Source organism: Neobacillus jeddahensis (genome assembly GCF_000612625.1).
Lineage (GTDB): Bacteria > Bacillota > Bacilli > Bacillales > Cytobacillaceae > Neobacillus > Neobacillus jeddahensis.
In genome coordinates this window covers 59830-72651 of record NZ_CCAS010000013.1, presented here as the reverse complement: position 1 = coordinate 72651, position 12822 = coordinate 59830, and the positions used below count along the sequence as shown (strand labels likewise).

The 12822-nt window shown below is 36.2% G+C and carries 11 protein-coding genes; 5 read left to right on the top strand and 6 right to left on the bottom strand.

The genetic code is table 11. The features are described 5' to 3' along the window. Nucleotides 1–38: 38 nt before the first annotated feature. The gene (locus tag TY15_RS08545) at nucleotides 39–188 is read right to left on the bottom strand and encodes a sporulation histidine kinase inhibitor Sda (protein WP_392391390.1); all 150 of its coding nucleotides are present in this window, start codon (nucleotides 186–188) and stop codon (nucleotides 39–41) included. A 232-nt stretch (nucleotides 189–420) separates the two neighbouring features. On the opposite strand from TY15_RS08545, the gene TY15_RS08540 reads away from it, so the two are divergent. Together TY15_RS08540 and TY15_RS08535 are read left to right on the top strand one after the other, a co-directional pair. Continuing rightward, nucleotides 421–2058, top strand: coding sequence for an AMP-binding protein (locus tag TY15_RS08540; protein WP_040208660.1), 1638 nt, complete (start codon nucleotides 421–423; stop codon nucleotides 2056–2058). 98 nt (nucleotides 2059–2156) lie between these two features. Then, nucleotides 2157–2360 carry a DUF6501 family protein gene (locus TY15_RS08535; RefSeq protein WP_040208785.1) on the top strand — a complete coding sequence of 68 codons (204 nt, stop codon included), beginning with the start codon at nucleotides 2157–2159 and terminating at the stop codon, nucleotides 2358–2360. A gap of 116 nt (nucleotides 2361–2476) precedes the next feature. Here the strand turns inward: TY15_RS08535 and yidC are convergent, their stop codons facing one another. The 4 genes from yidC to TY15_RS08510 all read right to left on the bottom strand — a co-directional run bounded on the left by yidC (nucleotide 2477) and on the right by TY15_RS08510 (nucleotide 7580). Beyond that, a complete protein-coding gene (yidC, locus tag TY15_RS08530; protein WP_040208661.1) occupies nucleotides 2477–3268 on the bottom strand; it encodes a membrane protein insertase YidC in 792 nt (263 codons plus the stop codon). 490 nt (nucleotides 3269–3758) lie between these two features. Continuing rightward, a complete protein-coding gene (gene pflA, locus TY15_RS08520) occupies nucleotides 3759–4508 on the bottom strand; it encodes a pyruvate formate-lyase-activating protein (protein ID WP_040208664.1) in 750 nt (249 codons plus the stop codon). Nucleotides 4509–4568: 60 nt separating this feature from the next. Next, a complete protein-coding gene (gene pflB, locus TY15_RS08515; protein WP_040208665.1) occupies nucleotides 4569–6794 on the bottom strand; it encodes a formate C-acetyltransferase in 2226 nt (741 codons plus the stop codon). Nucleotides 6795–7127: 333 nt separating this feature from the next. Further along, nucleotides 7128–7580 carry a cupredoxin domain-containing protein gene (locus TY15_RS08510; protein ID WP_040208666.1) on the bottom strand — a complete coding sequence of 151 codons (453 nt, stop codon included), beginning with the start codon at nucleotides 7578–7580 and terminating at the stop codon, nucleotides 7128–7130. Nucleotides 7581–7868: 288 nt separating this feature from the next. Here TY15_RS08510 and mprF point away from each other — a divergent pair, with 288 nt between their 5' ends. Together mprF and TY15_RS08500 are read left to right on the top strand one after the other, a co-directional pair. Beyond that, the gene (gene mprF / locus TY15_RS08505; RefSeq protein WP_081799369.1) at nucleotides 7869–10397 is read left to right on the top strand and encodes a bifunctional lysylphosphatidylglycerol flippase/synthetase MprF; all 2529 of its coding nucleotides are present in this window, start codon (nucleotides 7869–7871) and stop codon (nucleotides 10395–10397) included. 153 nt (nucleotides 10398–10550) lie between these two features. Further along, nucleotides 10551–11711, top strand: a complete 1161-nt coding sequence (locus TY15_RS08500; protein WP_040208667.1) for a D-alanyl-D-alanine carboxypeptidase family protein — start codon at nucleotides 10551–10553, stop codon at nucleotides 11709–11711. Between the two features lie 148 nt (nucleotides 11712–11859). Here TY15_RS08500 and TY15_RS08495 read toward each other — a convergent pair whose 3' ends face one another. Beyond that, on the bottom strand, nucleotides 11860–12114 hold the full coding sequence (locus TY15_RS08495) for a hypothetical protein (RefSeq protein ID WP_040208668.1): 255 nt from the start codon (nucleotides 12112–12114) through the stop codon (nucleotides 11860–11862). 156 nt (nucleotides 12115–12270) lie between these two features. Between TY15_RS08495 and TY15_RS08490 the strand changes: the two genes are divergently transcribed. Beyond that, nucleotides 12271–12762 (top strand): Hsp20/alpha crystallin family protein, encoded by a 492-nt coding sequence (locus tag TY15_RS08490; RefSeq protein ID WP_040208669.1) that lies wholly within the window; start codon nucleotides 12271–12273, stop codon nucleotides 12760–12762. The last annotated feature ends 60 nt before the right edge of the window (nucleotides 12763–12822 follow it).

The following is a 12822-nucleotide window of genomic DNA, read 5'->3' as shown; positions in this document are numbered from 1 at the left end:
CTAGGAAATAGAAAAACCGCTGAAGTTCAGCGGTTTTTCTATGCCTTTTTGGGGAAACTTCGATTCTTAAATGGCCTTAAACCACGACGTTGAATTTCATCTTTCAAAATTTGAATCCATTCTTTTTCCTTTTCCTCTCCAGATTTTACTGCATCCCGATACGAAACAACCAATTGTTCGTTACTCATAATTTTCAATTAAAGAATGCCTCCTCGGAAAATGGAATGAATATTCAGTTTTTATAATTGTAATGGTTTTCATTGCATTTAAGAACCCTAATTTACCAAATTTAAAAAAAGGTTCACAAATGCATATTTATAGTTATATTTTAAAAATATTGAATATTAAGATAAATGTGGTAACATATTTTTGTAAGCGTTTAAATTAAGGCGGATTACCTAATGTGGAGGGGATGAAAGAATGTCGACTTTATTAGAAGTGTCCATTGGAAAGTTATTAGAAAGAAAAGCAGAATTACACCCTGAGCATACAGCCGTGATTTATTCAGATCGAGACTTAAGATGGACGTATCGTGAATTTGATCAGATTTGCCGGAAGGCAGCCAAGGGGCTTATGAAGCTGGGTATTAACAAGGGAGACCAATTAGCTGCTTGGTCGACGAATACTCCGGAATGGTTGATAACGCAATTTGCAACTGGAAAAATGGGTGCCGTTCTCGTCACAGTGAATACTAATTATCGGACGGCTGAACTTGAATATCTTCTAAAACAATCTGATTCCACCACAATTATATTAATGGACAGCTGTAAGGGAACCTCCTATATTGATATGATTTATGATATAGTACCAGAATTGAGGATGTCTGAAAAAGGAAAACTCCAGAGCAGTAAGTTGCCTTTTCTGAAAAATGTAATTGTCCTAGGGGAAAAACAATATCCTGGAACATATAGCTGGAATGAAATTGTAAGATTAGGTGAAGAAGTTTCGGATGAAGAATTAGATCAGCGGATAAATTCACTTGATCCTAATGATGTCATTAATATGCAATATACATCAGGAACAACGGGATTTCCAAAAGGGGTCATGCTGACCCATAATAATATCGTCAATAATGGCTTTAATATAGCCAGTTGTATGAAGCTAACTGTAGCAGATAGACTTTGTATACCCGTGCCGTTTTTTCATTGCTTTGGGTGCGTTCTTGGGACGATGGCGTGTGTTTCTGTTGGTGCCACTATGGTTCCAGTTCAGGAATTTAACCCGAAAAGAGTTTTACAAACAGTCCAAGATGAAAAGTGTACAGGTCTACACGGGGTTCCAACAATGTTTATCGCAGAATTAAATGAACCTGAATTTGAAAGTTTTGACTTAACGTCTTTACGAACAGGAATTATGGCTGGTTCCAATTGTCCGATTGAAGTAATGAAAGCAGTGATTGAAAAAATGGGAGCGAAGGAAATAACCATTGCCTATGGTCAGACAGAATCCTCCCCAGTTATCACACAAACAAGAACGGATGATCCAATTGAGTTACGAGTGGAAACAGTTGGAAAAGCACTTCCAAACGTGGAAGTGAAGATTGTCGAACCAGTTACTTCTATTGAAGTTGCACGTGGTATACAAGGTGAACTATGTACACGCGGATACCATGTGATGAAAGGCTACTATAAGAACAATACTGCGACAAATGCTGTGATTGATGATACTGGATGGTTGCACACGGGGGATTTGGCCATCATGGATGAAAGTGGCTATTGCAAAATCACTGGTCGGTTAAAAGATATGATAATTAGAGGCGGAGAAAATATTTATCCACGTGAAATCGAAGAATTCCTTTACTCCCATCCCAAAGTTCTTGATGTTCAAATTATTGGGATTCCTGATGAAGTGTATGGGGAAGAGGTTATGGCGTGGATTATTTTAAAAGAGGGGGAGTTTGCTACAGCTGAAGAAATAAAACAGTATTGCGCTGGGTCCATTTCTAAACATAAAATTCCTCGCTATATTGAATTCACAAAGGAATATCCGATGACTGCATCGGGGAAAATACAAAAATTTCGACTTCGAGAAGAAGCATTAGAGATTGTAAAAAAATAAAATCTATTCGTTGATTGTAAAGGATGATATGGTTGCACTCCACTGGTCGGATTGATTATACTAGTACATGGACAATGACCGAGAGGACGGTGGCAACGATGATTCATTTATCATGGAAAGATCGCGAAACAGTAAAAAAAGTAAAATGTGTTCATACCGATGCTAAAAAATATCTTGTTAATAATGCCTTAACAACTGGGAAAATCTATGATGTAAAAAACGAAACTGAAGAGTTTTATTACATAATTGATAATACTGGTAAAGTAGGCGGATTTTATAAGGAATATTTTCAAGATGCATAGGTAAAAAAAAGAAGCAGCGCTGCTTCTTTTTTTTGTGGTATGGGGCAGAGTGCCCCAATATGAGTCTATTCATTTTTCATATTCATTCAATGTTGAAACTTACCTACAGGTTTTAACTATTTTTGCGTTACTGCTGTCTTAGTTGGTTTTGCTGATTGATACAATTTACGGCTAATCAGTGTTTGGATTGTTAGGAATGTACCACCAACTACCCAATAAAGCGGTAAAGCTGCAGGTGCGTTAAATGAAAACATCACAATCATGAGCGGTGACATTAGTCCCATGATTTTCATTTGTTGTTGTTGTGCTGTTGGCATGTTTGATTGTGAAACCTTAAATTGGAAGTAATAAACTAGCCCTGCAATAATCGTAATAATGATATCAGGATGTCCTAGATTAAACCACAAGAATTGATGGGAAGCAATTTCCTTTGATCCACGAATGGCATAATAAAATGCAGTTAAGATAGGCATTTGAATTAGCATTGGCAAACAACCCATGTTAAGTGGATTAACACCATGTTTCTGATAAAGCCCCATCATTTCTGTTTGCAACTCTTGCTTTTTCTTTGGATCCTTTTCAGCCTTCATTTTCTTTTGAATAGCATCCATTTCAGGCTTTAATACATCCATTTTTTCCTTCATTACCATTTGATTTTTGTATTGTCGTAACATTAATGGCATTAAGATAAGTCTGATCAAAACTGTAATGATAATGATGGCTAAACCATAGTTCCCATTGAATAATTCAGCTGTTGCATGGATGATGGATGAGAATGGATGGACAAAATAAGTTTGAAAAAACCCAGTTTTATTACCATTTTGTGTTTGTGATGAACAAGCAGTTAATAATAGGGTTGGTAAAATTAAAAGTGCTAAAAGTAAAAGTGAAGATCGTTTCGTTTTCATATTTCCTCCTAAAATGTCTATTAATGTGTGGTTAAATTAAAAGGAAGGAAATTGGATCCTCGGAATCATCTTGTGAGCATCTTTTTCTACGAATATATTTAACAATTCTTTTCAGAATTAAGTTTCCATTTAGACAGCTTCGTTTACGGTAAAAAACTAATGGGTGAATAATTTTTGTGTTTGCCGGATCAGATAAGGAACCAATAAATGAATATTCAACTCCCCATGCCCATAAAAATTTTATTGTGATACCTAAGTAGATACTCACATAAAGTGCGTTTAAGGCATTTATATCTGAAATATCAAGTAGCAATTGAATCAAAAATTATCACCTCGCTTTAAATGTCAATGATATGAGTATATAGGAGAACCGGCAAAGAATCAATTTTATCGCTGTTAAAATGCCATTTTATGAAGAGATTACTAATAATATTTAAAGGTAGGAAAGAACCTTATAAAATTAGAAGAAAAACACTGATCCATAAAAGAATCAGTGTTGTTGAGGTGCTTTCCAGTGGGCTGTCAACATTTGATTGGCAAAGTCCACTTTGGCCTCAGTAGGAGGCTCTACATGGCTGAGCTGATATTCATGTCCAAGTGCTTCCCATTTATAAACCCCAAGCTTGTGGTAGGGGAGAATTTCAATCTTTTGTACATTTTCGAGAGTGCCAATAAATTCTCCTAGTTGTTGCAAATCTATAGGGTCATCTGTAACAGTTGGGACGAGAACGTGACGCACCCAAATAGGAACATGGCGATCGGACAAGAATTTTGCAAATTCAAGAATATGATCATTGGCCATCCCAGTAAGTTGGATATGCTTCTTCCTATTGATATGCTTCAAATCCAGTAATACTAAATCTGTATATAGTAATAATTCTTCTAGTTGTTCAATAAAGAGTTTAGAGTGAGAGAAGCAGCCACCTGAAGAATCAATAGTGGTATGAATACCTTTCTTCTTACATTCTTTAAATAATGCTGTTAAGAAAGGAACTTGCAGCAATGGTTCACCGCCACTAACCGTAATCCCACCTCCAGATGCTTGTATGAAAGGAAGATAGCTCATGAGATCATCCATGATTTCGGAAACAGTCATTTCCTTGCCGGACCCGATTTCCCAAGTATCCGCGTTATGGCAAAATTGGCACCGTAAAAGACAGCCTTGGGTAAAAATGACATATCGAATCCCCGGTCCATCAACTGTCCCTAATGTTTCAATAGAATGAATATTTCCGTTCATGATTAAAATCCCCTTTCATTTTAAGCAGGAGCTCCACTAGGGGAGCTCCTATCAATCTAGTTATAGTGATTCATGGAACGTACGGTTAATAACATCAAGCTGTTGTTCTTTTGTTAATTTAATAAAGTTGACTGCATATCCTGATACTCGGATCGTTAATTGTGGATATAATTCTGGATGTTCCATCGCATCAATTAATGTTTCTCGATTAAAGACGTTTACGTTTAAATGATGTCCAGTTTTAACAGCATAGCCATCTAAAATGGAGACTAAATTACGAACTTGACTTTCTTCTTCTTTTCCAAGTGCTTTTGGAACGATGGAGAAAGTATTTGAAATACCATCCATTGCGGAACTGTATGGAATCTTCGCAACAGAAGATAGGGAAGCAAGAGTTCCTTTTGTGTCACGGCCATGCATTGGGTTTGCACCAGGTGCAAACGGTTCGCCAGCACGACGGCCGTCAGGAGTATTCCCAGTTTTCTTACCGTATACCACATTTGAAGTAATCGTTAATACGGATAATGTATGAAGTGAATCGCGGTAGGTGGCATGTTTGCGTAATTTTTTCATAAAGGTTTCGACGATTTCTACCGCAATACTATCCACGCGATCATCATTGTTACCGTATTTAGGGAAGTCACCATCTGTTTCAAAATCAACGGCTAATCCATTTTCATCACGGATCACTTTAACTTCTCCGTATTTAATAGCACTTAAGGAATCAGCCACGACACTCAAACCTGCGATGCCGCCAGCCATAGTACGAAGGATTTTGGTATCATGTAAAGCCATTTCAATTCTTTCATAGCTATATTTATCATGCATGTAGTGTATAACATTAAGGGTATTAATGTATAGACCAGCAAGCCAATCCATCATTTGGTCGAAACGTTGCATTACTTCTTTATATTCTAACACTTCAGCGGTAATTGGGAGATATTGCGGACCCACTTGAATTTTTAATTTTTCATCGACGCCACCATTAATCGAGTAAAGAAGTGCCTTTGCAAGGTTTGCACGTGCCCCGAAGAATTGCATTTGTTTGCCGATTTCCATTGCAGATACACAGCAAGCAATTCCGTAATCATCACCGTATTCAGGGCGCATAATATCGTCATTTTCATATTGAATGGAACTAGTTTTGATTGACATTTTAGCACAATACTTTTTAAAGTTTTCAGGAAGCTGTGGAGACCATAAAACAGTTAAGTTTGGTTCTGGAGCTGCCCCTAAATTATCCAAAGTATGAAGGAAACGGAATGAGTTTTTCGTTACAAGTGCGCGGCCGTCATGTGCCATCCCACCAATAGATTCCGTTACCCATGTTGGGTCACCACTAAACAATTCATTATAATCTGGTGTACGAGCAAATTTCACTAAGCGAAGCTTCATGATGAAGTGATCGACGATTTCTTGTGCTTCCACTTCCGTTAATGTGCCATTTTGTAAATCACGTTCGATGTAAATATCCAAGAAGGTTGACACACGGCCAAGACTCATTGCTGCGCCGTTTTGTTCTTTAATGGCAGCAAGGTAACCAAGGTATAACCACTGGAAGGCTTCTTGAGCGTTTTCAGCAGGGCGAGATAGGTCAAATCCATAGCTAGTTCCTAATTCTTTAAGTTCATTCAAGGCACGAATTTGCTCTGAAATTTCTTCGCGAAGGCGAATGTTGTCCTCGGTCATTACGCTCGTAGTGTTCTTTTTGTCTAATTGCTTTTCTTTAATAAGGAAATCAATGCCGTATAATGCAATACGACGATAGTCACCAATAATTCGTCCTCTTCCATAGGCATCCGGCAATCCAGTAATGATGGCTGCTTTACGAGCAAGCATCATTTCATCTGTATAGGCATCAAATACACCTTGGTTATGTGTTTTACGGAAGTCAGTAAAGATTTTTTCGATTTCTGGATTTAATTCATAGCCATATGATGCGCAAGCTTGTTTTGCCATCCGAATTCCACCGAAGGGTTGTAAAGAGCGATTGAACGGTTTATCAGTTTGAACGCCAACTACTTTTTCTAAATCTTCATTCAAATATCCTGGGCCATGAGAGGTAATAGTAGAGACTGTTTCGGTATCCATATCAAGAACGCCGCCATTTTCACGTTCTTGTCTAGTTAAGTCCATTACTTGTATCCAAAGTTGATTGGTTGCCTCAGTTGCAGGTTCTAAAAATGAATCATCGCCTTCATAAGGGTTGAAGTTTTTTAAAATAAAATCACGTACATTCACTTCTTTTGACCAAGTTCCTTTTATAAAGCCTTGCCATTTTTCCATTATTATTCACCTCTTATAGTATTGAAAAAAGTATAACAGATTGGATATCTATTGCTTGGTTTTAGTATAACAGGTTTATTGCAGAGCGTGTGGCATAAAAGGTGGTGAATTTGTTAAGAAATTGTGAAGTCTTTTAGAATAAGGGTTTTTAAGGGGTGTTTGTGAAAAATATGTGAACGGATATATTTGAAAATAAAAACTGTATTATAAAAATATCTGAATAATACGGAACTGTTATATAAGAAGAATTCAACAAAATCAACGTATTTATAGTGGAAACCCACGAAACAGCCAGCAAAAAGAAATGAAAAAAGCAGGGGGATTCTCCTGCTTTTAATCAACAACAATATAGGCAATCATCGGACCGTTATGTGATCGATCTGAATGAATCTCGCAAATTAACCGATATGTTCCTTCCTTATCAAATTGAAGTGGAACGCTTGTTTCCTCACCTTTTTTCACAGTTCCCTTAATAGTTGTACCTTCAATTTTAAATGGATGCTCTTCTCCGTTAATCCCACTAATTAACAGGTGTACCCTTTCTCCTTTTTCAAGGAAAATGGTGCCTGGATCCCAACGATACGCTTCTAGTTCCTTCCCATCTTTCATAGTGGTCTTAAACTCTCCAGTCACCATGTGGATTTCACGGATTTCTCGATTTGATTGCTGATTAAAAACGGTTGTATCGCCGGCCTTTAACATAACCCATACAGAAATACTGGCAATTACGACTCCGACGGCTAAAAAAAAGAGTAGTGTTTCTTTTTTGAAAACTAAAAACCTCACCCTAAAACCTCCTTGTAGACCCACCGATTGGCGAGTTTCTTTCTCTATTTAATACATATGCTAGAAGGGTTCGAAAACTTGTCTCTTTTTTGAAAGTTTTATAAGATTGTATAGGTTTCAATAATAAAAAAATTAGGTAGAACTGATTAGTTTATGATGAACATGGTTGAACAAACAGTTATATGTCTACAATAGTCCTAAACAGTGCCCCGTAATTAAATATATCTATGTTTTTCCTGATGAACAGTTTATATTAAAAACAGGAATGAAAATTAGGTGGTAATCTTGTTGAAAACCAGAAAAGATAAAGTACTTAAAGGTGCAAAATTCATTTTTCCATTGTTTCTATTGATTTTTGCCATCTTAGAAATGAAAAAATTCACTGGCAATTTAAATATTCACTTACTTAGAAATGAAATAAATCACTTGAATATTTGGCAGCTATTATTGATTTTTACTGTTACGATTGCTGCCGTTTTACCAATGTTGTTTTATGATGTGATTTTAGTTCGAATTTTAGGTGTGAAGGTGCTTAAAAGGGAGTTAGCGGAACAATCGTTCATCGCAAATTCTTTTTCTAATTTAATAGGCTTTGGTGGATTAATTGGTGCGATGCTAAGAACTTATTTTTTTCATAAACTTGAACAGGATAAGCGGAAACTTCTTGGAGTTATTGCTTCTGTATCCCTTTTTTATTTAACAGGTATATCACTCCTATCATGGATTGTGACAGTAAAATATCGTCAATTCCCGTTATTTATGGATGTAAGATGGCTCTATTTTGCTGCTTTAGGGGTGGCTTTATATTTACCGATTTTTATCCTTATACATACTATTAAGTCTAAAAGAGATAATCACTCATTGATATCACCACGTGTCAGTCTAAGATTAATAATGGTTTCTCTAATAGAATGGTTAGCCGTGTTAGTCGCTATTTTTGCCTTGACTAAAATAATAGGTATTCCTATTTCTTTTGAAAATCTGTTTCCTGTTTATATTGTTGCAGCATGTGCAGGAATCATTAGTATGATTCCTGGTGGACTGGGTTCGTTTGATTTAGTGTTTATTTGGGGGATGCAGGATTTACAAATACCCGAAGAGAAAGTTCTTGTTTTGCTTTTGTTTTACCGAATCGGTTATTATTTCATTCCTTTTGTCATTAGCTTAGTCTTTTTTGTAAGGCTATACTGGGAAAGATGGAACAAATCCTGGAACCACTTACCTAAAGCAATTTTACAGGGAATGAGTCATATCATATTAACTATGCTTGTTTTTCTATCAGGGTTAATCCTTTTGCTCTCTGCCAGTGTTCCCGGAATCATGTCAAGACTTAGGATTGCACAGGAATTATTATCATTTCCAATTATTAATGTTTCCCATCAACTCTCTGTTGCCGCAGGTTTCTTGTTACTAGGTTTATCACGAGGTATTGAATATAGTGTAAAAAGAACATATGATTTGACAATGCTAGCGCTAATCCTTGCAGCATTATTTTCTATATTTAAAGGAATCGATTATGAAGAGGCCATTTTTCTTATTATTGTCGCTCTGCTACTTAGAACGTCAAAAGGTCAATTTTATCGAGAGAGCTATGTCTTGACATGGGGAAAAACAGTATTCGATGTGACTATCATTCTTATTATTACATCCATGTATATTTTAATTGGCTATTTAAATTTACCAATCTCAAAAATCGCCTTGCCTCAAAAATTTTTACCTTATGTCATTGTCGATTATCGAGATTTGTTTACCAGTGCATTCATTGGCTTAATGATTGCCTTAACTATCCTTTTTATTGGTTATATAATCAGTATTCCTAAAAAATGGAAATTTGTGAATTCTATTGACCAAGAGCAAGAAATTATCGGGCATTTATCGGCGTATAAAGGAAAAATGCTCTCGCATCTTATTTTCTTGCATGATAAATATATTTTTTGGAATAACAAGAAAAATGTTTTGATCACATTTCAAAAATATGCGGATAAATTAGTCATCCTCGGTGATCCGATTGGAGAAGAAAAAGATTTATCATCCTCGATTGAGGAATTTCAAGAAATAGCGGATTTATATGGCTTTACACTTGTTTTTTATCAAGTTAGCGATGAAATGCTGCCATATTTACATGGACATGGGTTTGCTTTTTTTAAATTAGGAGAAGAGGCATTTGTCGATCTTAGTCATTTTTCACTGGATGGAAACGATATGAAGAATTTGAGGGAGATTAATACTAAATTTGATCGTGAAAAATTCAGGTTTGAATTAATAGAACCACCATTTTCAAATGAGATATTTGGGGAGCTAAGAGAAGTTTCAAGTGCATGGCTTCAAGGACGAAAAGAGAAGGGCTTTTCGCTGGGTTTCTTCGATGAACATTATTTAAATAAGGCCCCAATTGCTTTGGTAAGAGATAGTGGCGAGCAAATAATTGGTTTTATGAGCATTATGGATGTACATAATCATTTTCAAACTATTTCTGTCGATCTAATGAGAGTGAGACCAGATTCCCCTATGGGTACCATTGATTTTCTTTTCCTTTCATTAATGGATTGGGCAAAGGAAAAGGGCTATGAACGCTTTAATATGGGTATGGCCCCACTTGCTAATGTTGGACTTTCTCGTTTTTCCTTTTTAAGCGAGAAAATAGCTGCGCAAATTTTCTTGCACGGTCACTTTATCTACCACTTCCAGGGATTGAGGAAGTTTAAAGAACAATATACAAATATTTGGGAATCTCGGTATTTGGCGTATAGAAGAAAATCATCATTGCCAATTATTATGGCCCAAATCACGTTGTTAATTTCAAAAAAAAGGACATAAACAAATGAGACCGTTATTTAACTGGTCTCTTTTATTTATTATCTCAATTTAATATTAATTCAAAAATAATAATTTTGTGAAAGGCTATTTTCTTTATAGAAGAATCTGTTAAAATCATATAGGAATTGAATGTAAGAGTAAGGGTGTAGACGAGTGAAAAAATTTGTATTTTTTATCATCATTTTCCTTTGTATATATTCTAGTCAATTAACTACATACGCAGAGGAATCGGAGCAATTAAACTTAAAAAGTGAGGGGGTCGCCTTGTTAGACTCCGATACTGGGGCTGTTCTTTATGCGAAAAATGCCAATGAAAAAATGTATCCTGCGAGTCTTACAAAAATCGCCACCGCCATTTATGCAATCGATAAAGGAAATCTAGATAGTATTGTTACAGTTAGTGAGAATGCCGTTCGTCAGGAGGGAACACGCGTATATCTAATTGAGGGAGAACAAGTTCCATTAAAGAAACTGATTCAGGGAATGCTTATTAACTCAGGAAATGATGCTGCTGTAGCCATTGCAGAACACCTTGATGGAACCGTAGAACAATTTGCAGAAAATCTAAATATATTTTTGAAAACGAAGATTGGTGTGTCCAATACACATTTTACTAATCCAAATGGTTTATTTAATGAGAATCATTACACAACTGCCATGGATATGGCTTTAATGACCAATTATGCGATTAAAAATCCCGTTTTTGCTGAGATATTTGGAACCAAGGTTCTTGATTGGAAGGGACAGTCTTGGGAGTCGACCCTGCTAACACACCACCGGATGCTAAAGGGGGAGCTACCTTATCCAGGGATAACAGGGGGAAAAACTGGGTATACAAGTGAGACAAAGCAAACACTGGCAACCACGGCAGATAATGGTAAGATCAGGTTGACAGCCATAGTTTTAAAGTCTGAACAAAAAAATGATAAATATAATGATACATCCTTATTATTAGATTATGGTTTTCATGCGTATCAGCATGAAACGATTAAGCAGAGTGAACTTTTTACCACTGATAAGAAGGAGTTTTATCCTGAAAATGATACATTAATAACGGAGAATGTTACAGGGGTCATCAAAAAGGTAAATAATCAAGGGCTTCTCTCGATAGAAAATCAAAATGGTCGAGTAGTTCAATCAATCCAACTAAAATATAAGGAACCAGCCAAGTCCAAGGTAGTGCCAGAGAAAAAGACCCCCTCAAAGGAACCTACCCCGTCTATGTTCCAAATAAATACTGTTGTAGCCATGGTTATTGTTGTTTTTGCAGCAGTTTTGATGGGGGTTCGTAAAAAATTGATAAAAAAATATTAACATCATTATAGAATAAGCCATGGAGACGAATCCTTCCCATGGCTTTTTTTATGTCTAATTGAGTGAAGAGGCAATAGAACTGTCTTAATTGGTAGTATGATGTTTGTAAATCTTGTATATAGCAAATACCTATTTTTAAAAGATTTGCTTACATTTTATCCGAAATTGGATGATTCTCAAAGGAGGAAGGGGAGTCAATTTGATCTTTGTCATCAACAAAACTTCTAGTACCCACAAAATCACTGCTATCACCAAAATTTTGTCCATAGCCCTGATTTTTTTTATCGGAATTATGCCATTCTGCTAAAAGGTTTTGACCGATATTCACAGCAGAAGCATTTTCAAAGGAATTTATTTTAATCATGAATATATTTATATTAATAAATGGCGCCGGTGCTGGCATAGGATCTCCTCCTTACACTTGCTTTAATGTATATGCGCATCTTAAACGTTTATGAATAGAGTTAAAGATGGATTATTTTACGAATCGGTTTCGTAAGATGAAAGTAGGATGATAAATGAATCCTTACCTATTAGATGGGGGAAGGGAGGTAGCCGGATGGATATGGAAAAATTAAAACAGTGGATGGACATCGCTAAGAATATGCAGGGAGGAGACTTTTGGAACAATATTTTTGACCAAGATTTCGCAAAGCAATTTATGGATGATCAACAAGCGACACAGTCTTTTTCTAGCATGAAGGGACAACCGAGGCAAACTGAGAAAGCGGAGGAGAGGTCATTTCCGATAATCGATCTTTTAGAGAGTGAACAGGAGGTAATTGTTTTGATAGAGGTCCCCGGTGTAAAAAAGGAAAATTTAGAGTTAGGGCTAATCGGTAATATCCTCACCATAAAAGGAACGGTGGTACCAATCTACCCGCAATTTAATATTACCTATTCGGAAAGGTTTTACGGTGAATTTCAAAGACAAATTACTTTACCGGATTCTGTAAATCCCCAGCAATTAAATGCGAAATTTTGGAACGGGCTACTGTTTGTTAGTTATCAACGCACGATTGAAAAGGGAGAAATCATTCCAATCGATTAAGGATTAAGTATTGACATAATTTTGTTCCTCCTTTTTATACTTGGACATGTTAAGGCATCT

Coding starts and splice junctions, on each gene's coding strand:
- TY15_RS08545 (WP_392391390.1), bottom strand. CDS start 188: ATGAGTAACGAACAATTGGTTGTTTCGTATCGGGATGCAGTAAAATCT.
- TY15_RS08540 (WP_040208660.1), top strand. CDS start 421: ATGTCGACTTTATTAGAAGTGTCCATTGGAAAGTTATTAGAAAGAAAA.
- TY15_RS08535 (WP_040208785.1), top strand. CDS start 2,157: ATGATTCATTTATCATGGAAAGATCGCGAAACAGTAAAAAAAGTAAAA.
- yidC (WP_040208661.1), bottom strand. CDS start 3,268: ATGAAAACGAAACGATCTTCACTTTTACTTTTAGCACTTTTAATTTTA.
- pflA (WP_040208664.1), bottom strand. CDS start 4,508: ATGAACGGAAATATTCATTCTATTGAAACATTAGGGACAGTTGATGGA.
- pflB (WP_040208665.1), bottom strand. CDS start 6,794: ATGGAAAAATGGCAAGGCTTTATAAAAGGAACTTGGTCAAAAGAAGTG.
- TY15_RS08495 (WP_040208668.1), bottom strand. CDS start 12,114: ATGCCAGCACCGGCGCCATTTATTAATATAAATATATTCATGATTAAA.
- TY15_RS08490 (WP_040208669.1), top strand. CDS start 12,271: ATGGATATGGAAAAATTAAAACAGTGGATGGACATCGCTAAGAATATG.